Here is a 21556-nt window from a genome sequence, read left to right as displayed (position 1 = left end):
TGGTGGCCGTGCCGAAATCAGTGCGCCGCGCTCCTCTGACGGCGGGCGCCCTGATTACGGCGATGCTGCTGGTGCTGAGCCAGGCGTGCACGGTCAATCCGCCGCCGGCGCCGCAGAGCACCGAGACCCCGAAGAGCCCCGCGCCGCCGCCCCAGCGGGTCAGCCAGATCATCATGGGTATCGACTCGATCGGGGCGGGCTTCAACCCGCATCTGCGCTCCGATCTGTCGGCGGTTACCGCCGCCATCAGCGCGTTGGTGTTGCCCAGTGCCTTCCGACCGATCCGGGACCCCGGCACGCCGACCGGTTCGCGTTGGGAGATGGACCCGACGCTGTTGGTGTCGGCCGAGGTGACCGACGATGCGCCGTTCACCGTGACCTACCGGATCCGGCCCGAGGCGTCCTGGACCGACAACGCACCGATTGCCGCCGACGACTTCTGGTACCTGTGGCAGCAGATGGTCAGCCAGCCCGGCGTCGTCGACCCGGCGGGTTATGACCTGATCACCGGCGTGCACTCCGTCGACGGCGGCAAGCAGGTGGTGGTCACCTTCGCTAAGCCGTATCCGGCCTGGCGGGAGTTGTTCAGCAACATCCTGCCGGCGCACATCGTCAAGGACGTGCCCGGCGGTTTCCCGGCCGGGCTGGCCCGGGCGCTGCCGGTCACCGGCGGCCAGTTCCGGGTCGAGAACATCGACCCGCAGCGTGACGCGATCCTGCTCGCCCGAAACGACCGCTACTGGGGCCCGCCGGCCAAGCCGGATCTGGTCCTGTTCCGCCGGGCCGGGTCGCCGGCCGCCCTGGCCGACTCCATCCGCAACGGTGACACCCAGGTGGCCCAGGTGCACGGCGGCTCGGCGGCCTTCGCCCAACTGTCGGTGATCCCCGGCGTGCAGACCTCCCGGGTCGTGACGCCGCGGGTGATGCAATTGACGCTGCGGGCCGCCGAACCCAAGCTGGCCGACGTGCGGGTTCGCCGGGCGCTGCTGGGGCTGCTCGACGTCGGACTGCTGGCCACGGTGGGTGCCGGTAGCGACAACACCGTCACCCTGGCTCAGGCCCAGATCCGCACTCCCAGCGACCCCGGTTACGTGCCGACGGCCCCACCGGCCATGTCCGACTCGGCGGCCCTGGCGCTGCTGCAGGCGGCCGGATACCGCATCGAGAAGGACGCACCGCCGTCCGCGCTGGTGCCACCGGCGGGAGCCGAGCCGCCCCGGCCGCACCCGCCGGAGATCACCCGGGGGCGCATCAGCAAGGGCGGCGAACAGCTGTCGCTGGTCATCGGGGTGGCGGCCAACGACCCGACCTCGGTGGCGGTGGCCAACACCGCCGCAGACCAATTGCGCAACGTGGGGATCGCGGCCACCGTGCTGCCGCTGGACCCGGTGAAGCTCTACCGCGAGGCGCTGGTGACCCATCAGGTCGACGCCATCGTCGGCTGGCAGCAGGCCGGGGGCGACCTGGCGACACTGCTGGCCTCGCGATACGGCTGTATCGCGCTGGAGACCACCACCGTGCCCACATCCGGCGTTCCGGCTCCGCCGCGTGCCCCGGCCCCGCCGTCGCCGTCACCCGTGACCGAGCCGACCACCCCGACGTCGAAGGCGCCACCGCGCCCGGCCGGCTCCGGGGCGCTGGTGCAGGCCCCGTCGAACATCACCGGCGTCTGCGACCACGGCATTCAGGACGAGATCGATGCGGCACTGGATGGCAGCAAGTCCATCAGCGAGGTGATCGCAGCCGTCGAACCGCGGCTGTGGAACATGGCGACGGTGCTGCCGATCCTCCAGGACACCACGATCGTGGCCGTCGGCCCGAGCGTGACGAACGTCAGCCTGTCCGGGGCGGTGCCGGTGGGCATCGTCGGCGACGCCGGAATCTGGGTGAAGCGGCCGTAGCGCCGATCGCGCGGCGACCGGAGGCCACCCGATGCGAGCTCTGCGCTGACGCGAATACTTCCGGTTTGCTGAGAGCTGGACCCCGGGACGGCCCGGAGCCCGGCCGCCGGGGTTACGGTCGAGAGGCGCCAGACGTTCCCAGGCGGGTGGGAGCCGTTCCCAGGCCGGTGTCGGACCGATCCGCAGTCTTGCGCACAGATAATTCTTGGATATTATTAAGCAGCTTGCACGCCACACTGGGAGGGGATGGTTGATGGAACACCTCGTTCACCGGTGCGCCCTGGTGGCGGCTGCAGCACTCTCCGTAACCGGGGTGGTCGCGGCGTTGACTCCGTCGACACCGTCCCTTCCCGATGTGCAGATTCGCGACTTCGACATGGCCGCGGCGAACGTCGACGCGAACCCGATCATCGAAACCATCGAGAACCACGTCCGGCCGGACATGGCCGGCGGCGGTGGCGGCGACGCGGAGCAGATCAACCTGGGGGATCTGCTGACGGGCAACGGCGAGGGTGAGCTCGGCGACGGCTCGATATTCAACTCCGGCGACCTGGACGAGAGCGCGATCAACGCCCTGCTCGGCGAGGGCGGGGGATTCGATGCGCAAAGCGTGCTGGGCTCGGTGCCGCTCACACCCGACCTCGGCGTCTTCGGCGCCCCGGCGGTCGGTGCGTTCGGCGGAAGCGAGCAAGCTGCGGGCAGCGCGGCCGCGAACGCCGTTGCCGGCATCTCCTTGATCATGCAGGGTCTCCCGGCCGCCTACCAGTCGCTGCTGAGCAGCATCGGCGCCGCGGAACTGGCGTTCAACAACGCCCTGGTGGAGGCGCAGCTGGGTGTCGTCGGACAGTTCGACGACGGCAGTCCCGCCAGTGAGATCGCCCACTTCATCTTCATCGCCAACAACTCGATCGTGGCCCAGAACGAGCAGGCGCTGAACAGCCTGCTCGGCATCGATCTGGGCGGTGCCGAACTGCAGAACAGCCTGTTCGGTGACTTCGATCCGGGCGTCGCCGCGTTCGGAGCCGATTGGGACGCCCTGCTGGCCTCGTTCAGCCCGGACGTGGTCTCCGCGGTTCTGCACGACAACCTCGCGTTGCTGCTGGCCGACCTCGACATTCCCAGCTACCTGGCGAGCTTCATCCTCGGCATCTTCTGACGCCGGGCGCCATCCAGCCGATCGGTAGAGTTCGGGCCGTGTCGGATCAGACCCCGCGGCTGCTGTTCGTGCACGCCCATCCCGACGATGAGACGCTGACCACCGGGGCGACGATCGCCCATTACGCCGCCCGCGGCGCCGACGTGCACGTCGTGACCTGCACACTCGGCGAAGAGGGTGAGGTCATCGGGGATCGCTGGGCGCAGCTGGCGGTGGGTCACGCCGACCAGCTCGGCGGCTACCGGATCGGCGAACTCGCCGCCGCGCTGCGGGAACTGGGCGTCGGTGCACCGCAGTTCCTCGGCGGCGCCGGACGCTGGCGTGATTCCGGCATGGACGGCACCCCGCCCCGCCGACAGCAGCGGTTCATCGACGCCGACGACGCCGAGACCGTCGCGGCCCTGGCGGAGGTCATCCGGCGGCTGCGTCCGCACGTGGTGGTGAGCTACGACCCGCACGGCGGCTACGGCCATCCCGACCATGTGCACGCCCACCACGTGACCACCGCAACGGTGGCGGCCGCGGCAGACGACGCCACCGGGCCCGGCCCGGGCTGGGCCACGCCGAAGTTGTACTGGACGGTGACCGCCGCCAGCGCCTCGCGGGCCGCCCGGCGGGCACTGCGGGACGCCGACCGGTTGCCGCACTGGACGTTGCCCGAAGACGACGCCGCCGCCGGCACGGTCGCGGAGTTTCCCGACGAACGGATCGACGCGGTCATCGAGGCCGCCGAGTCACTCCCGGCCAAAGTGGCGGCCATGGCGGCACATGCCACACAGGTCGCCGTCGGGCCCACCGGCCGTGCGTTTGCGTTGTCCAACAACATTGCTCAGCCCATCTTGGACAGTGAGCACTACGTGCTGGCCGCCGGCAGCGCCGGTCCGCGCGATGCGCGGGGCTGGGAAACCGATCTGCTGGCCGGACTTCAGCTCGGTGCCGCCGGGAACGGGGTAAGCTCCTGCTGAGCTGTTTCGCGCCGTAGTGGCAAGGACTTAGGTGGTTTAGGCATGGATCCCGATCTGGACCCGAACTTGGAGCACTGGCAGTGGTGGCTGGACAGCTACCAGTGGATGGTCGGTTCGTTGGTCAGCCAGCTGGACAGCATCCCCACTTGAGCCCAGTCGCGCCGCTCACCGAGCCCGCGATGAATGCCGATACGCCGGGTTCGGCACTCAACTTCCCGGTGCTGGCCCTGCTGGCCGTTGACGGCGTGCTCTGCGCCGTCTCCACCGCCCTGCTGCTGCCGGCGCACATCGGCGCCGTCCCCTTTCCGCTCAGCGCCCTGGTCGGGGGCCTGGTCAATGCCGGACTGGTGTGGATCGCGCTGCGCTGCACGTCGTCGCTGCGGCTGGCCGCGCTACCGCTGTGGACCTGGCTGTTGGCGATCGCGCTGATGACGTTCGGCGGCCCGGGCGACGACCTGATCTTCGCCGACCGCGGGGTGATGGCCTACGGCGTGTTGCTGATGATCGTGCTGGGCAGCGCCCCGCCCGGGTGGCTGCTGTGGCGCCGCCGCCAGGCGCTGTCCACCGGCCGGCCGGCCGGCGAACCCTGACGGGCGGGCGGGCACGCCCTGCGGCCGTCGGCCGACTTGGCGCGCCGACTACTGTGGCGCGTATGGCATGCGCGAGATTCCGGGGGGCGCGCGGATGACGAATCCGTCGGCGCTGCGCCGCGTGTTGCGGCGAGCCCGCGACGGCGTCCTTCTCAACATCGAGGAAACCGCCATCGCGATGACGGCGCGAGGCGCTGACCTGGCCGACCTGTGTGCGAGCGCGGCCCGGGTGCGCGACGCCGGCCTGGTGTCGGGCGGGCGGCGCGGGCCGGGTGGCCGGCTGCCGGTCAGCTACTCACGCAAGGTGTTCATCCCGGTCACCCACCTGTGCCGCGACACCTGCCATTACTGCACCTTCGTGACGGTCCCCGGGGTGCTGCGGGCGCAGGGTAAGCAGATGTACCTGGGGCCCGACGAGATCCTCGAGATCGCCCGCCTCGGCTCCGAATTGGGATGCAAAGAGGCGCTGTTCACCTTGGGCGACCGGCCCGAGGAGCGGTGGCCCGAGGCGCGACAGTGGCTCGACGAGCGGGGCTACGACAGCACGCTGGCCTATGTCCGGGCGATGGCCATCCGGGTGCTGGAGGAGACCGGCCTGCTGCCGCATCTGAACCCCGGGGTGATGAGCTGGTCGGAGATGTCACGGCTCAAGCCGGTGGCGCCGTCGATGGGCATGATGCTGGAGACCACGTCTCGGCGGCTCTTCGAGACCAAGGGCCTGGCCCACTACGGCAGCCCCGACAAGGACCCGGCGGTACGGCTGCGCACGCTGGCCGATGCCGGCCGACTCTCGATCCCGTTCACCACCGGCCTGCTGGTCGGCATCGGCGAAACACTGGACGAGCGCGCCGACACCGTGCACGCGATCCGCAAGGTGCACAAGGAGTTCGGGCACATCCAGGAAGTGATCGTGCAGAACTTCCGGGCCAAGGAGCACACCGCGATGGCGTCGACGCCCGACGCGGGCTTCGAAGACTTCCTGGCCACGGTGGCGGCGGCCCGGCTGGTGCTGGGCCCCAAGATGCGTATCCAGGCGCCACCCAATCTGGTCTCGGCCGACGAGTGTCTGGCGCTGATCGCCGCCGGGGTCGACGACTGGGGCGGGGTGTCGCCGCTGACCCCCGATCACGTGAATCCGGAGCGGCCCTGGCCGGCGCTGGACGACCTGGCTGCCGTCACCGAGCGGGCCGGTTACGACCTGGTGCAGCGCCTGACCGCCCAGCCCGATTACGTGCAGGCCGGTGCGGCGTGGATCGATCCGCGGGTACGCCCGCACGTCGCGGCGCTGGCCGACCCGGCCACCGGCTGGGCGCGCGACGTCAACCCGGTCGGGATGGCGTGGCAGGAGCCCGACGAAGTGCAGTCCAGCGGCCGGGTGGACCTGCACACCGCCATCGATGTCGACGGGCGGGCCACCGAGACCCGCAGTGATCTCGGCAGTGCCTTCGGGGATTGGGAATCCATCCGCGAACAGATCCACGAACTGGCCGCGCGAGCGCCCGAACGTGTCGACACCGACGTGCTTTCCGCCCTGCGCTCGGCGGAGCGCGACCCGGCCGGCTGCACCGACGCCGAGTACCTGGCTCTGGCTACCGCAGATGGTCCGGCGCTGGATGCCGTTGCCGCGCTGGCGGATTCACTGCGGCGCGAGGTCGTCGGCGACGACGTGACCTACGTGGTCAACCGCAACATCAACTTCACCAACGTCTGCTACGTCGGCTGCCGGTTCTGTGCGTTCGCCCAACGCAAAGGCGATGCCGACGCCTTTTCGCTGTCCAACGCCGAGGTCGGCGAACGCGCCTACGAAGCGCACCTGGCCGGCGCCACCGAGGTCTGCATGCAGGGCGGGATCGACCCGGAGCTGCCGGTCACCGGTTATGCCGATCTGGTGCGAGCGGTCAAGGAGCGGGTGCCGTCGATGCACGTGCACGCCTTCTCTCCGATGGAGATCACCAACGGAGTGTCCAAGAGCGGCTTGAGTATTCGCGAGTGGCTGATCAGCCTGCGCGAAGCGGGCCTGGGCAGCATCCCGGGCACCGCCGCGGAGATCCTCGACGACGAGATCCGCTGGGTGCTGACCAAGGGCAAGCTGCCTACCTCGATGTGGGTCGAGGTGGTCACCACCGCGCACGAGGTCGGGCTGCGGTCCAGCTCGACGATGATGTACGGCCACATCGATTCCCCGCGCCACTGGATAGGGCACTTCCGGGTGCTGCGCGACATCCAGGACCGCACCGGTGGCTTCACCGAGTTCGTGCCGTTGCCGTTCGTGCACCAGAGTTCGCCGCTGTATCTTGCCGGTGGAGCGCGGCCCGGCCCCAGTCACCGCGACAACCGCGCGGTGCACGCACTGGCGCGGATCATGCTGCACGGCCGTATCCCCAACATCCAGACCAGCTGGGTCAAGCTGGGCGTCGAGCGCACCCAGGTGATGCTGCGCGGCGGGGCCAACGATCTGGGCGGCACCTTGATGGAGGAGACCATCTCCCGGATGGCCGGCTCCGAGCACGGTTCGGCCAAGACCATCGCCGAGCTGGTCGGGATCGCCGAGGGCATCGGCCGACCGGCTCGGCAGCGCACCACCGACTACGCGCCGATACCCTCGCCGGCGGGAAACTAGAGGCGGGCGGCCAGCTCGGTGCCCTGCTTGATGGCCCGCTTGGCGTCCAGCTCGGTGGCCAGCGCTGCGCCGCCGATCACGTGCGGGCTCACGCCGCGCATCCGCAATCCGTCCTCGAGGTCGCGCACCGACTCCTGTCCGGCGCAGATCACCACGGTGTCCACCGCCAGCACCTGCGGCCGTGACCTCTTCGGGCCGTAGCTGATGTGCAGCCCATCGTCATCGATCCGCTCATAGTTGACCCCGGAGAGCTGTTGGACTCCTTTGGCCTTCAACGATGCCCGATGCACCCAGCCGCTGGTCTTGCCCAGCTTGCGGCCCTGTGCTCCCGCCGTGCGGGCCAACAGATAGACCTGCCGGGCCGGGGGCGCCGGATCCGGCGGCACCAGCGCACCCCGGGCCTCCCAGGGGTCGGCGGCACCCCACTCGGCCTTCCACTCCTTGAGGTTGAGCGTCGGTGAGGACTCCGCATTCTCCACGATCAGGAACTCACTGACGTCGAAGCCGATCCCACCCGCGCCGATCACCGCCACCGATTCTCCGACCGGCCGGCCGGTGATGGCTTCGGCGTAGGACAGCACCATCGGATGCTCGATGCCGGGGATCTGCGGGATCCGGGGCCTGACCCCGGTGGCCAGGATCACCTCGTCGAAGCCGGTCAATTCCTCGACGTGGGCGCGGTTGCCCAGTCGCACCGTCACCGCGTACTTGTCCAGCATGGTCGTGTAGTAGCGAATCGTCCCGGCGAACTCCTCTTTACCGGGAATCCGCTTGGCCAGGTCGAATTGGCCGCCGACGAACTCGTTCGCCTCCAACAGCGTCACCTCGTGGCCGCGCTCGGCGGCCGTCACCGCCGCCGACAGCCCGGCCGGTCCGGCGCCCACCACCGCGATGCGCTTGCGCTGCCGGACCGGGCGCAGGACCAGCGTGGTCTCGTGGCCGGCCCGGGGATTGACCAGGCACGAGACCTTCTTGTGCACAAAGGCATGGTCCAAACAGGCCTGGTTGCAGGCGATGCAGGTGTTGATCTCGTCGGCCCGGCCGGCGGCGGCCTTGCGCACCCACTCCGGATCGGCCAGCATCGGGCGGGCCATCGAGATCAGCTGCACCGACGTCTCAGCGAGGATCTGCTCGCCCGCCTGCGGCATGTTGATCCGGTTGGACGCCACCACCGGGATGCTGACGTGCTCGGCGACGGCGTGGGAGATGTCGACGAATGCGCCGCTGGGCACCGACGTCACGATGGTCGGCACCCGGGCCTCGTGCCAGCCGAAGCCGGAGTTGATCAGGGTGGCCCCGGCCTCCTCGACTTCGGTTGCCAGCGCCAGCACTTCGTCCCAGCTCTGGCCTTCCTCGACGTAGTCGGACATCGACATCCGATAGCAGATGATGAAATCGGGTCCGACCGCCGCGCGGGTACGGGCCACGATCTGCACCGGGAACCTGCGCCGGTTGGCCGCCGTGCCGCCGTAGCGGTCGGTGCGTTTGTTGGTGCGCGGCGCCAGGAACTGGTTCAGCAGATAGCCCTCGCTGCCCATGATCTCGACACCGTCATAACCGGCCTCGCGGGCCAGTTCGGCCGCCCGGGCGAAGTCGGCGATGGTCGATTCGACTCCCCGTGACGAGAGCGCCCGCGGCCGGAACGGGTTGATCGGCGCCTTGATCGCCGAAGCGCTGACCGAAAACGGGTGGTAGGCATAGCGTCCCGCGTGCAGAACCTGGAGCAGGATCTTGCCGCCGGCCTCGTGCACCGCGTCGGTGACACGGCGGTGGCGGCGGGCGTCTGCCGAGCTGATCATCGCCGAGGCGAACGGCAGCAGCCAGCCGGTCCGGTTCGGTGCGTATCCGCCGGTGATGATCAGCCCGACACCGCCGTGGGCCCGCTCGGCGAAGTACTCGGCCAGTTTGCCGATGTCGGAGGCGCGGTCCTCCAGGCCGGTGTGCATCGATCCCATCACCACCCGGTTGGCCAGGGTGGTGAACCCCAGATCCAACGGGGACAACAGGATCGGATACGGGTTGGTGGATTCCGATGTCACAGTGCCGCCCTCACCGCAGTGCCTCCTCAACTTCGTCGAGCCAGTCGATCGCGCTTTGCTCCGCGCGAATCCCGCCGCGCAGCACCAGGTACTGGTGCAGGGCGGACCCGCTCAGCGTGGCGGGATCCGGGAATTGCCGCTTTTCCAGGGCCCGGTAGACGTCCAGCCGGGCGGAACGCTCGGCCCGCAGGGTGATCGCCTGCTCGCGCACGGCGGTGACGTCCCCGTAGCAGGCACCGCGGACCTTGACCGCCAGCTCCCGCAATCGGTTGTCCACCACCGAACTCCCGCGGCCGGCCAGCGGGGCGGCGATCCAGCGGGCCAACTCGGTTCGGCCCGCTTCGGCGACGGTGTAGACCCGCTTGTCCGGGCGGCCGCGCTGGGCGACCTCGGTGGCGTGCACCCAGCCGTCGGCTTCCATGGTGCGCAGCGTGCGATAGATCTGCTGGTGGGTGGCGCTCCAGAAGTAGCCGATCGACCGGTCGAATCGGCTGGCGAGCTCATAGCCGGAGCCGGCCTGCTCACGCAGCGACACCAGGATCGCGTGGGGAAGGGCCACGGGCGTGAGCATAGGCACCCGCACCCGAGCTATGCAACTAGTTGCAGTGCAACTGCGCGCATAGGCGGGGCGGCTGGTGCCGGTGGCCGTAGCGGCGCGATTACTATCAGGAACCGATGAACCCGCCGCGTTTGGCCGCAGCCCCGTGAGCCCCCGACACGGCGGCAGGTCGGCCGCGCTGCCGACCTTCCCCTGGGACACGTTGGCCGAGGTGACGGCGCTGGCCAAAGCGCATCCCGACGGCATCGTCGACCTGTCGGTGGGCACCCCCGTCGATCCCGTCGCCCAGGTCATCCGTGACGCGCTGGCGGCGGCCTCCTCGCAGCCGGGCTATCCCACCACCGCCGGCACGGCCGGGTTGCGGGCCTCGGCGGTCGCGGCGCTGGCCCGCCGCTACGGGATCACCGGGCTTGCGGAGTCGGCCGTGCTCCCGGTGATCGGCACCAAGGAACTCATCGCGTGGCTGCCGACCCTGCTCGGCCTCGGTGGCGAGGATGTGGTCGTCGTTCCGGAACTGGCCTACCCGACCTACGAGGTGGGCGCCCGGCTGGCCGGGGCGCCGTGGGTGCGCAGTGACGCGCCGCAGCGACTCGACGGCTCGCCCCCGGCTCTGGTGTACCTGAATTCACCCAGCAACCCGACCGGAGCCATCCTGACCGCCGACGAACTGCGCGCCGTCGTCGGCTGGGCCCGCGAGAACGGGGTGCTGCTGGTCTCCGACGAGTGCTACCTGGGGCTGGGCTGGGACGACACGGAACCGCGTTCGGTGCTGCACCCGCAGGTCTGCGACGGCGACCACAGCGGCCTGCTGGCCGTGCACTCGCTGTCGAAGACCTCCTCGCTGGCCGGCTATCGGGCCGGTTTCGTCGCGGGCGACCCCGCCGTGGTGGCCGAACTGCTCGCGGTGCGCAAACACGCCGGGATGATGGTGCCGACCCCGGTGCAGGCGGCGATGATCGCCGCGCTCGATGACGACGCGCACGAACGCGAGCAACGCGACCGGTATGCGCGCCGCCGCGAGACGCTGCTGCCGGCGATGCGCGCGGCCGGATTCACCGTCGACCTGTCGCACGGCGGGCTGTATCTGTGGGTCACCCGCGGCGAGCCGTGCCGGCGCACCGTCGGCTGGCTGGCCGAGCGCGGCATCCTGGTGGCGCCGGGGGAGTTCTACGGTCCGGCCGGCGCCGAGCATGTGCGGGTGGCACTGACCGCCACCGACGAGCGGATCGCCGCGGCGGCCGACCGGCTCGGATCGGGTGGCTGAACCGCGGCCAACGGAAAAAGCACCCCTGGGCCACACCCCGCTCCGAAGCGTGCGCCGAGTTATCGCACCCCGAGATTCTTTCTGCGGGCCGACAGGGGAACCGCCACGCCCGAGGGCACCGATGCGGCATCGGCGGGCCGCCGGGACGGCGTGTTGGTGCAGGTAATGGCTGTGGCACCGGCCTTCTCCGCGACGGTGTGAGCCCACGGCCCCGACGGCCCGCCCCATGCCCGGTGTTCGAGCCGGGCGCACTGCTCGCGGCCGGGCGGATGCGCCGACCGTATTAGCGTCAGCCACAAGCCGACGGCCGCAGACAGCGACACACAGTTCTCGAGGGCGGCGGGGGAGAGCGGTCCGGAGATAGGCGCGAGGGGTTGTGGTGATGGACTTCGGAGCGTTGCCGCCGGAGATCAACTCGGCGCGGATGTATTCCGGCGCCGGGTCGGCCCCATTGCTGGGGGCCGCCTGCGCCTGGGGTGCTCTTGCCGAGGAACTGCATTCGGCGGCGGAGCTCTACCAGGCACTGATCACCCAGGTGGTCGACGCCTCGTGGTGGGGACCGTCGGCAGCGGCGATGCTTGCCGCGGTCGGGCCCTACGTGTCGTGGATGAGCGCCACCGCCAGCCACGCCGAGCAGGCCGCCGGCTACGCCCGCGCTGTTGTCGGTGCCTACGAAATCGCCTACGCAGCAACAGTTCCGCCTGCCGAGGTCGCAGCGAACCGGAGCCTGCTGAGTCTGCTGGTAGCCACGAATCTGCTGGGACAGAACAGCTCGGCGATCGCGGCCGCCGAGGCGCAGTACGCCGAGATGTGGGCGCAGGACGCCGCCGTGATGTACGGCTACGCGGGGGCCTCACGGGTCGCCTCGATGGTCACACCGTTCCAGACACCGCCGGCGACCACCGCAACAAGCGGCGAAGGTCGTCAGCAGACCGCGGTCGCCCAGGCGGTCGGGTCCGCCGCCCAGCAGCGATCCTCCACGGAGCTCGTCACCGCGATACGCGAAGTGCTGGAGCGGATTTCCTCCTCGCCGTCGCAGCCGGCGACCTGGGAGGAGCTCAAGGCGCACCTGCCGCAGATCGTGAAGAACCTGACCACCAGTGAGCAGGTGGTGCAGCGACTCGCCTCCACCCCGGCCAACCTGCTCGGCATCTCGAAAGCGTTTGCGCCGTCGGCGTCCGCCGAGGCGCCGGTAGCGCCCCCGCCGATACCGCTTCCGGCCACCGCGGGTGCAGTCCGGCCGGCGGGCGTCCCGGCAGCCGGCTTCGGACGAGCCGCAGCGGTGGGAAAGTTGTCGGTGCCCCCCGGTTGGGTCAGCGCGGCGCCCGCAATGACCCCGGAAGTGTCTGCGCCACAGACTGTTCCCGCCTCCAGCGCTGTCGACAGTCAGCCCGGGGGCCTGCTGCGAGGGATGCCGATGAGCGCCGGCGCGCCCCGGCGCAGTGACGGCTATGTCAACCGATACGGCTTCCGGTACAACGTGTTAACCCCTCACCCGGCCGGCGGCTAGCCGGCCCCGGTGTGAAATCTCCCCGCGGGTTCTGCCGTCGCGGGCTGTCCGGATGGTTCGCCGGCATCGCCGAAAACATTATCCGCGTTGGGATTCTTTCTCTGACGCCAACCATGGCGGCGCGCTGCGCCCACCGATTTCCCGCCCGGCTCCGCGGCGTTTGCGGTGTTCAGGGCCGGTCGGGTGGCATTCGGGTGCACCCTGAACGGCGAATGTAGGGCGTCGTGTGGCGGCGGGGCCATCGACATCGGCCGGCGGCCGGCAGGCGCAGGCCGACCTAGGCTGCCAAGCAACGTCTTTCGAAGTGCGCTGGCGCAAAAGAACAATGAGGAGTGGTAGATGTCGTTCGTCAACACACAACCGGAAGCATTGGCGGCTGCCGCCAGTGGTCTGCGGGGTATCGGCTCGGTGGTGGCCGCGCAGAACGCGGCCGCTGCGGGCCCGACCACCGTCTTGCCGCCGGCGGCCGCCGACGAGGTATCGGCTTTGACCGCAGCCTTGTTCGCGGCTCATGCCCACGCTTATCAAGAGGTCAGCGCGCAGGCCACCGCGATTCACGAGGCGTTCGTGCGGACCTTGGCGCTGAGCTCCGAGTCATACGCGGTGACCGAAGCGGTCAACGCCACGGTGGCGAGTTAGTTCCCGCAATGGATTTCGGGTCGTTGCCGCCGGAGGTCAACTCCGCGCGAATGTATTCCGGCGCGGGCTCGTCACCGCTGGTGGCTGCGGCGTCCTCGTGGAGCAGGCTCGCTGCCGAGCTGAATTCGGCGGCCACCGGCTACGAGGCGATCGTCACCGCACTGACGGGTGAGGAATGGCTCGGGCCTGCGTCGGCGTCGATGGCAGTGGCCGTGGCGCCTTACCTGGAATGGATGAACGCCACAGCTGCGCGGGCTGAACAGGCCGCCGGGCGGGCACGGCAGGCCGCCACCGCGTACGAGGCCGCGCTGGCCGCGGTGGTGCACCCGGGGGATGTCGATGCCAATCGCACCCGGTTGTCTGCGCTGGTCTCGACGAACGTGCTGGGGCAGAACACCCCGGCGATCGCGGTGACCGAGGCGGATTACGGGGAGATGTGGGCCCGCGATGCCGCCGCCATGTACGGGTATGCCGGGCAGTCGGCGTCGGCGTCGCAGGTGGCCCCGTTCAGCACGCCCGATCCGACCGCGGACGAATCGCAGACCGCGCAACTGGTCTCGGCTTTGCAATCGGCGCTGGCGAGCCTGGCCTCACCTGCCTCGTCGGCGGCCGGCGCGGCGGACTCGTCGACGTCGCCGCTGGACAGCATGCTCGGCGATCTGTACGCGTTGGTGGGCCTGAAGTACACACCGGGAAGTCCGATTGCCAACCTGTTGGCGCCGTGGACGTCCTATGTCGCTCCGACGCAGAGCAGCATCGCGATCGCGCACTTCTCCACCGGTGCGGTCAACAGCGCGGTCTCCCTGTCGAAGGCGCTGGCGCCGGCCGGCGCCGCGGCGAAGGCCGCCGGTGATGGTGCCAAGGCGGCCGCGGGGGCATTGCCGGCGGCACTACCGGCGGCCGGACTGGGCGCCCAACTCGGCGGCGCAGCACCGGTGGCCGCGGGCCTGGGCACTGCCGCGGCGGCCGGTCGGCTGTCGGTGCCGGCCAGCTGGACGGCGGCCGGCGCCGCAGCAGGTTCGGCCGCGCCGATACCGGTCAGCACCGTCTCCGCCATCAGCCCCGACGCCGAAGGGGCCGGAAGCCTGATGGGCGGGATGCCGCTGGCCGGTGCCGGGGCGGGAGGCCGGGGGTCCGGCCCCCGGTACGGCTTCCAGCACAAGGTGATGGCACGCCCGTTCTCGGCCGGATGACGGCGCGCGCCTACTCGCAGGCGATGCCGTCGCCGTCGCCGTCCAGCCCGGACCGGTATCCGGGCTGCCCGGCCAGAATCGGCGCGGCGCCCGCGGCGCGCGCGGCCGCGCAGTTCGGGAAGTACACCGACGGCCCGTCGTCCGGGGCGAGGAACGGCACCGGCTCGCCCGGCGGCGGCTGCGCCGGTGACGTGCCGTCCGCCGGCTCGGGCGGGGCCGGCCCGCCCGTGGACGCCCCGCATTCGCCGGTGAGAACCCGCGCGATCGCGTCGTGTTCGGCCTGGGTGACCCACAGGCCGTAGCCGGACTTCACCTCGACGATGCGGGAGACGTAGGCGCAGCGGTAGGACTTGTTGGGCGGCAACCAGGTTGCAGCGTCCCCGTCGGCCTTCTGCTCATTGATCGGCCCGCTGGTGGCCTGCAGATTCAGCGGATCATTGGCGAAGTTGCGCCGGGTGAGGTCATCCCACTGCTGGGCGCCCTTCTGCCAGGCATCCGACAATGCCACGACATGGTCGATCTGCACTGCCCGGGACGTGCCCCGGCCGCGCTGGAAGACGATCGCGGTGCCGGTGTAGGGGTCGTGCAGCATGCCGGAGAGCACCACGCAACCGTTGGTGCCCGGCTTGATCTCGATGTCGACCAGATCGCGGCGCAGGATGTCGTTTCGGGTGTCGCAGCCGTTGTGCCCGTCGGGCACCGTCACATCGTCGCTCCACGCCGGGCCGAACATCTCGCGCTCGTAACCGGTCTTGGGGGCGCGGCCTTTGACCGGAAGGGCCTCGAGTTTGGCCAGCTCGACCGAGACGTCGCCGGCACCGACCGGGACCGGGTCGGCGGGTGCGGGAGCGGCCGAAGTGACCAGCGAGACAGCCACCAACGCCGACAAGGCCGATAAGGCCGTCGCCACCACGGCATACCCCGGCCAGTTGTGTCCCTGCTCGACCACGGCTACCTTCCCGTCTCGCTGCGCTGCCGCGGACGCTATCAGCCTGCTCCGACACGATCGCCGGGCGCGAACCCTTTGCGCCCGCCATAAGGTGGGGCGGTGCGCATCCAACCCGAAGTCGCCGATGCGTTGGCCGCCGGCCGGGCCGTGGTGGCGCTGGAGAGCACCATCATCACGCACGGCCTGCCCCGTCCGGAGAACCTGCGCATCGCCCGCGAGATCGAGCAGGCCGTGCGCTCGACGGGCGCGGTCCCGGCCACCATCGCGATCCTCGCGGGCGAGCCACACATCGGTCTCGACGACGGGTCGCTGCACCACCTGGCCACCGCGGGAACCGCGGTCAAGGTCGGCGTGCGCGACATCGCGATGCTGGCCGCCGCCGGTGGGGACGGCGCAACCACGGTCGCCTCGACGGCGCACCTGGCGTCGGCGGCGGGCATCACGGTGTTCGCCACCGGCGGCTTGGGCGGTGTGCACCGCGGCGCACGCGAGAGCTGGGACGAATCCGCGGACCTGACGACGCTATCGCGCACCCCGGTGCTGGTGGTGTGTTCGGGCATCAAATCCATCCTGGACATCGGTGCCACGCTGGAGCGGTTGGAGACGCTCGGGGTCGGGGTGATCGGCTACCGGACCGACCGCTTCCCCGCCTTCTATCTCGCCGACTCCGGCCACCGCATCGACTGGCAGGTGCAGACCCCGGCGCAGGCCGCGGCGGTGCTGCGGGCCCGCACCAGGCTGGGCACCGACCGCTACGGACTGGTGCTGGCCAATCCGATCGCCGCGGACGACGAGCTGGATCGTGCCCTGCACGACCGGGTGCTCGCCGACGGGCTGGCCGCCGCCGAGGCGGCGGGGGTGCGCGGCAAGGACGTGACCCCGTTTCTGCTGGACCATTTTCACCGCGGAACCCGGGGCGCCTCGGTCACCGCCAATATCGCACTGGTGCTGGGTAATGCGCGGTTGGCCGGGGAGGTCGCCGTCGCGTACGCGGCCGGGTAAGCCCGGGACCCCGGGTACCGATTTCACGTAGTATGGACCGCTATAACCGCTGGTCTGGCCGGCACGCTCACCGCCGACGGGGCTAGGACTTCGGCGGGAGGCGGCCGATGGCTGACGTGATGAACCGGGGCGTCGCGCGCGTGCTCGGCCGGCAGCTCTCGCCGGTCCGCCCGTATCCCTCCCGAGGCGGCCCGCGCGGGACGTTGGTCTACCGGGTCATCGCCACCACCGACCACAAGCTGATCGGCATCTTGTACATGGTGACCACGTTCAGCTTCTTTTTGACCGGTGGGCTGATGGCGTTGCTGATGCGCGGCGAACTGGCCGTGCCGGGACTGCAGTTCCTGTCCAACGAGCAGTACAACCAGTTGTTCACCATGCACGGCACCATCATGCTGCTGCTCTACGCGACCCCGATCGTCTTCGGTTTCGCCAATCTGGTGCTGCCGCTGCAGATCGGCGCCCCGGATGTGGCGTTCCCGCGGCTCAACGCCTTGAGTTACTGGCTGTTTCTGTTCGGCGGGCTGATCGTCATCGCCGGATTCCTGACGCCCGGCGGTGCCGCCGATTTCGGCTGGACCGCCTACGCCCCGTTGAGCAGCCTCACCCACGCACCCGGCGCCGGGGCCGACATGTGGATCATGGGGCTGGCGGTCTCGGGTCTGGGCACCATCCTGGGTGGGGTCAACATGATCACCACCGTGGTGTGCATGCGCGGGCCGGGGATGACGATGTTCCGGATGCCGATCTTCACCTGGAACATCCTGGTCACCTCGATCATGGTGCTGATCGTCTTCCCGCTGCTGACCGCGGCCCTGCTGGGCCTGGCCGTCGACCGGCACCTGGGCGCGCATATCTACGACACGGCGAACGGCGGAGCGCTGTTGTGGCAGCACCTGTTCTGGTACTTCGGACACCCGGAGGTGTACATCGTCGCGCTGCCGTTCTTCGGCATCGTCACCGAGATCTTCCCGGTGTTCTCCCGCAAGCCGCTCTTCGGTTACACCCAGATGGTGTACGCGACGATGAGTATCGCGGGCCTGTCAACGGCGGTGTGGGCGCATCACATGTTCGCCACCGGCGCGGTCCTGTTGCCGTTCTTCGCGGCCATGAGCTTCATGATCGCGGTGCCGACCGGGCTGAAGTTCTTCAACTGGATCGGCACGATGTGGAAGGGCCAGTTGACTTTTGAGACGCCGATGCTGTTCTCGCTCGGGTTCGCGGTGACGTTTCTGGCCGGTGGGTTGACCGGGGTGATGCTGGCCAGCCCGCCGCTGGACTTCCACGTCCACGACACCTATTTCGTGGTGGCGCACTTCCACTACGTGCTGTTCGGCACCATCGTGTTCTCGACGTTCGCCGGCATCTATTTCTGGTTCCCGAAGATGACCGGCCGGTTGCTCGATGAGCGGTTGGGCAAGCTGCATTTCTGGCTGACGTTCATCGGGTTCCACACCACCTTCCTGGTGCAGCACTGGCTGGGCAACACGGGTATGCCGCGCCGCTACGCCGACTACCTGCCCACCGACGGATTCCAGCCGTTCAACATCGTCGCCACCGCGGGGTCATGCATCCTCGCCGTGTCGGTATTGCCGTTCCTGTGGAACGTATTTCGCAGCTGGCGCTACGGCGAGGTCGTCACCGTGGATGACCCCTGGGGCTACGGCAACTCGCTGGAATGGGCCACCAGCTGCCCGCCGCCGCGGCACAACTTCACCGAGCTGCCCCGGATCCGTTCGGAGCGGCCCGCTTTCGAATTGCACTACCCGCACATGGTGCCCCGGCTGCGCGATGAGCTCCACATCAGACACCGTGCGGATGTCACCGGCTGACCGCGGCGTCGCGAGCCGAGGCTATCGACCGATCACCTTGGCGATGCACATTTCCGGTTCGACGAACGGGTCCAACTCGGCGCGCGGTGTCGCCTTCGGGGTGTCGGCTCCCTCGCCGTTGAGCAGTCCGCGCAGCAGGCCCAGATGCATGGCGCAGCTGACCTCCGGGTGAGCGCGTGCCAAGTCGCGGACCGGGCAGGCGTGCAGCCGGATCGTGCACTCGCGCCGGCCCTCACCGGCGTCGACTGCCTCGGTGATCTCCGGGCCGAAGCCCATGCGCTCGAAGACCGAGGCGATCCGGTCGGCGGACGCGTCGACGCCGGACTCGGCATCCGGCCCGATCGACTCGACGGGATCGGTGGAGGCGGCGTCGGCCAGGATTCGGTCGGCCCAGCGTCGGCCGGCCCGTTCGGCGCGCTGGCGGCGCTCGGCAGCGGTGTCGCCGAGCTCCATCGCGAGGATCTCGGCGAGGCTGCGGTAATCCAACCGGTCGCGTACCGCGACGTACCCGGTGCGGGGGCGCCCGACGCCGTCCCGCTTGATCCGGGTGCGGGCGACGGAACCGTCCTCGCACAGCGCGTCGAGGTGGAAGCGCACCGTGGTGACGTGCAAGCCCATCTGCGCGGCGATCTCGGAGGCATCCACCGCGCCGGCGGCGCAGGTGACCAGCCGCAGCACCCGTTCCCGCTGCTGGTTACGGGGCAACCGCTGAGTGCGATTGGCGCCGCGCCGCGGGTCGGACTGGTGGTGCATCGATGGGCCTCTCGTTGAGGAGTTGTTCGCAAATTTAATGGAACGAATTCATTGATACCAGGCGTGGCGGATGAGAATTGCTCAGCCGATACGCTGCCGGCATTCCGACCGGCAACCGGTAACGTCCCTGAGGTGCTGCTGACCTCGCTGGATACCCACACCGACGATATCGCCAATGCGGTGCGCATCGACGACACCGTACTTAGCCGAGCTGATCTAAGGGCTGCCTCGGCCGCGGTGCTCGAAGACCTCGGCGGGGCGGGTCGGGTCGCGGTGCTGGCCACCCCGACGGCGGCGACGGTGCTTGCGGTCGCCGGCTGCATGCTCGCCGGGATACCGATGGTGCCGGTGCCGGCCGACGTCGGCGTCGCCGAACGCGCGCACATCCTGCGTGACTCGGACGCGCAGGCGTGGCTGGGGGAGCGGCCCGAGGACCTGGCCGGGCTACCGCACATCCCGGCACGGCGCGGTGACGGACCGTCGTCGGAGTTGCCCGATGTGGGCGAAGGCGACACCGCGCTGATCATCTACACCTCCGGCACCACCGGCCCACCCAAGGGCGTGCAGCTGAGCCGGCGTGCGCTGGCGGCCGACCTCGACGCGCTGGCCCAGGCCTGGCAGTGGAGTCCCGACGACGTACTGGTGCACGGCCTGCCGATGTATCACGTACACGGTCTGGTACTGGGCCTGCTGGGATCGCTGCGGGTCGGCAACAGATTCGTGCACACCGGCAAGCCGACGCCGCAGGCCTACGCGGCGGCCGGCGGTTCGCTGTACTTCGGTGTGCCAACCGTGTGGTCGCGGGTGGTGGCCGATCCCGTATCCGCCGAAGGCCTGCGGGCGGCCCGGCTGCTGGTGTCGGGCAGTGCGGCGCTTCCGGTTCCGGTGTTCGAGGGCCTCCGGGCGCTCACCGGCCATGAGCCCATCGAACGGTACGGCAGCACCGAATCGCTGATCACGCTGAGCACCCGGGTCGACGGTGAGCGCAGGCCGGGCTGGGTGGGCCTGCCGCTGCCCGGCGTGCAGACCCGACTCGTCGGCGAGGACGGCGGCCCGGTACCGCACGACGGCGAGACGATCGGGCGACTCGCCGTGCGTGGGCCGACCCTGTTCGACGGCTACCTCAACCGACCGGAGGCGACCGCGGCGGCCTTCGACGCCGACGGCTGGTACCAGACCGGTGATGTCGCGGTCATCGACGCCGGCGGGATGCACCGGATCGTCGGCCGCGAATCGGTCGACCTGATCAAGACCGGAGGCTTTCGGGTCGGCGCCGGCGAGATCGAGACCGCCCTGCTCGGTCATCCCGGGGTGGCCGAGGTGGCGGTCGTCGGACTGCCCGACGAGGATCTGGGCCAGCGCATCGTCGCGTTCGTGGTCGCCTCCGCGGACCCGGCGGCGCAACCGGATGATCTGATCGAGTATGTGGCCCAACAGCTGTCGGTGCATAAACGGCCGCGCGAGGTGCGGATGGTGGATACGCTGCCGCGCAACGCAATGGGAAAGGTGCTCAAGAAGGCGTTGCTGACGTAGGCTCGCTTGCGCGAATCCAAACCAGAAGGGTGGGCCCTGATTGTGAACCTTGTGCAGCGAACCGGTCTCGCCGCAGCGGGCGTCCTGACCGCCTTCCTGGTCTCCGGGATGTTCGTGCTCGGCGGGTGCTCCTCGGTCAGCAAAGTCATCAACAAGGGCGGCGACACCACCTGCGGGGAGTTCAACAGTCACGACGAGGAGAAGCAGCGGTCGGAAGTCTCCAAGATGCTCAAGGACAAGAAGGGCAACGAGCCGTCCAACATGGAGCTTTCGGCGACACGGGTGGCGGTCAGCGCCTACTGCAAGACCATCGGCAAAGACAGCGACAAGATCAGCAACGCGATGCTCTAGGGCTCAGCCGCGGTCGCACCGGGGGCCGGCCGGTTCCCAGGACTGCATCGCGGCTTCGATGCCGTCGTCGTCGAGCGCCGCTACCGGCAGCGGTGATCGGTCACTGCGATCACGCATACCGTCGAGCAAGATCGCCACATAGCGGCGCCACAGTTCGGCATCGACATGTCCGGCGAACTCGCTGACGGTGCCGGCCAGCAGTGCCAAGAGCGGCAGGTCGGTGGACGACAGTTCGGGACGCAGGCGACCGTCGATCCGCGCCCGCTCAACGAGCTTCTTCTGAACGGGAACCAGCCGCTCCTGGGCGGCCGTCACTCGGTCCCCCCCGTATGACTTACTGAAGGCGATCTCCCGCAAGCCGCGGTCGGTGGCCGTGATCTCACACATCTGCTCGACGTACCACACCAGCCCTTGCCATGGATCTGGTTGGCACAGAGCCGATTCCGCCAGATCCGCGAGCTGGTTGATGCCGTCTTCGAAGATCGCCTCGAGGAGTTCCTCCTTGCTGGCGAACCGACGGTAGACGGTGCCGACACCCACGCCCGCATGATGCGCGACGTCGTTGAGGTTGGGCTCTAGGCCCTTGCTCGCAAACAGGTCGCGGGCCGCTTCCAGAACGCGCTTGCGATTGCGTTCGGCGTCCTTGCGCAGCGGGCGACACGAACTGTCATCACACACACTCACACCGGCCAAGTGTAAT

Annotated in this window: 18 protein-coding genes; 13 read left to right on the top strand and 5 right to left on the bottom strand. The window is 69.6% G+C overall.

Annotated features, from left to right (window positions below; genetic code table 11):
* Positions 1-62 precede the first annotated feature (62 nt).
* From BST28_RS06970 to BST28_RS06950, 5 genes are all read left to right on the top strand, one after another.
* Positions 63-1901 (top strand): ABC transporter family substrate-binding protein, encoded by a 1839-nt coding sequence (locus BST28_RS06970; protein WP_211662790.1) that lies wholly within the window; start codon positions 63-65, stop codon positions 1899-1901.
* Between the two features lie 253 nt (positions 1902-2154).
* Entirely contained in the window at positions 2155-3057 is a 903-nt protein-coding gene (locus BST28_RS06965) for a hypothetical protein (RefSeq protein ID WP_234808212.1), read from the top strand.
* Between the two features lie 38 nt (positions 3058-3095).
* Positions 3096-4022, top strand: coding sequence for an N-acetyl-1-D-myo-inositol-2-amino-2-deoxy-alpha-D-glucopyranoside deacetylase (gene mshB / locus BST28_RS06960; protein ID WP_083080474.1), 927 nt, complete (start codon positions 3096-3098; stop codon positions 4020-4022).
* Positions 4023-4201: 179 nt separating this feature from the next.
* Positions 4202-4612, top strand: a complete 411-nt coding sequence (locus BST28_RS06955) for a hypothetical protein (protein ID WP_207570055.1) — start codon at positions 4202-4204, stop codon at positions 4610-4612.
* A gap of 67 nt (positions 4613-4679) precedes the next feature.
* On the top strand, positions 4680-7232 hold the full coding sequence (locus BST28_RS06950; protein WP_083080470.1) for a bifunctional FO biosynthesis protein CofGH: 2553 nt from the start codon (positions 4680-4682) through the stop codon (positions 7230-7232).
* Here the strand turns inward: BST28_RS06950 and BST28_RS06945 are convergent.
* A complete protein-coding gene (locus tag BST28_RS06945; protein WP_083080468.1) occupies positions 7229-9271 on the bottom strand; it encodes an FAD-dependent oxidoreductase in 2043 nt (680 codons plus the stop codon). The two genes, BST28_RS06950 and BST28_RS06945, sit on opposite strands and share 4 nt — an antisense overlap.
* A gap of 10 nt (positions 9272-9281) precedes the next feature.
* Positions 9282-9830 (bottom strand): PadR family transcriptional regulator, encoded by a 549-nt coding sequence (locus BST28_RS06940; protein WP_083080536.1) that lies wholly within the window; start codon positions 9828-9830, stop codon positions 9282-9284.
* A 145-nt stretch (positions 9831-9975) separates the two neighbouring features.
* Between BST28_RS06940 and dapC the strand changes: the two genes are divergently transcribed.
* From dapC to BST28_RS06920, 4 genes are all read left to right on the top strand, one after another.
* Positions 9976-11094, top strand: coding sequence for a succinyldiaminopimelate transaminase (gene dapC, locus BST28_RS06935; protein WP_083080466.1), 1119 nt, complete (start codon positions 9976-9978; stop codon positions 11092-11094).
* Between the two features lie 382 nt (positions 11095-11476).
* Positions 11477-12604: a PPE family protein gene (locus tag BST28_RS06930; RefSeq protein ID WP_234808211.1), complete on the top strand. Its 1128-nt coding sequence runs from the start codon at positions 11477-11479 to the stop codon at positions 12602-12604.
* A gap of 339 nt (positions 12605-12943) precedes the next feature.
* On the top strand, positions 12944-13243 hold the full coding sequence (locus BST28_RS06925; RefSeq protein ID WP_019738254.1) for a PE family protein: 300 nt from the start codon (positions 12944-12946) through the stop codon (positions 13241-13243).
* Between the two features lie 8 nt (positions 13244-13251).
* Positions 13252-14436, top strand: coding sequence for a PPE family protein (locus BST28_RS06920; protein ID WP_083080462.1), 1185 nt, complete (start codon positions 13252-13254; stop codon positions 14434-14436).
* A gap of 10 nt (positions 14437-14446) precedes the next feature.
* Here the strand turns inward: BST28_RS06920 and BST28_RS06915 are convergent, their stop codons facing one another.
* Complete coding sequence (locus tag BST28_RS06915) at positions 14447-15385, bottom strand: GmrSD restriction endonuclease domain-containing protein (protein ID WP_019739078.1); 939 nt, start codon at positions 15383-15385, stop codon at positions 14447-14449.
* A gap of 99 nt (positions 15386-15484) precedes the next feature.
* Between BST28_RS06915 and BST28_RS06910 the strand changes: the two genes are divergently transcribed.
* Both BST28_RS06910 and ctaD read left to right on the top strand, forming a co-directional pair.
* Entirely contained in the window at positions 15485-16387 is a 903-nt protein-coding gene (locus tag BST28_RS06910; RefSeq protein WP_083080460.1) for a pseudouridine-5'-phosphate glycosidase, read from the top strand.
* 119 nt (positions 16388-16506) lie between these two features.
* Complete coding sequence (ctaD, locus tag BST28_RS06905) at positions 16507-18219, top strand: aa3-type cytochrome oxidase subunit I (protein WP_083080535.1); 1713 nt, start codon at positions 16507-16509, stop codon at positions 18217-18219.
* A 21-nt stretch (positions 18220-18240) separates the two neighbouring features.
* Here the strand turns inward: ctaD and BST28_RS06900 are convergent, their stop codons facing one another.
* Entirely contained in the window at positions 18241-18972 is a 732-nt protein-coding gene (locus tag BST28_RS06900) for a helix-turn-helix transcriptional regulator (protein WP_083080458.1), read from the bottom strand.
* Positions 18973-19104: 132 nt separating this feature from the next.
* On the opposite strand from BST28_RS06900, the gene BST28_RS06895 reads away from it, so the two are divergent.
* The gene (locus tag BST28_RS06895) at positions 19105-20505 is read left to right on the top strand and encodes an acyl-CoA synthetase (RefSeq protein ID WP_083080457.1); all 1401 of its coding nucleotides are present in this window, start codon (positions 19105-19107) and stop codon (positions 20503-20505) included.
* A gap of 108 nt (positions 20506-20613) precedes the next feature.
* Entirely contained in the window at positions 20614-20856 is a 243-nt protein-coding gene (locus tag BST28_RS06890) for a hypothetical protein (protein ID WP_065287879.1), read from the top strand.
* A gap of 3 nt (positions 20857-20859) precedes the next feature.
* On the opposite strand, the gene BST28_RS06885 is transcribed toward BST28_RS06890, so the two are convergent.
* Positions 20860-21534, bottom strand: coding sequence for a TetR/AcrR family transcriptional regulator (locus BST28_RS06885; RefSeq protein WP_083080534.1), 675 nt, complete (start codon positions 21532-21534; stop codon positions 20860-20862).
* Positions 21535-21556 lie beyond the last annotated feature (22 nt).

Origin of the sequence: Mycolicibacter kumamotonensis, from assembly GCF_002086285.1 — a bacterium.
Taxonomy (GTDB): Bacteria; Actinomycetota; Actinomycetes; order Mycobacteriales; family Mycobacteriaceae; genus Mycobacterium; species Mycobacterium kumamotonense.
Note: the sequence above shows the minus strand (reverse complement) of the source record. Positions and strands in the feature narration are given on the sequence as shown.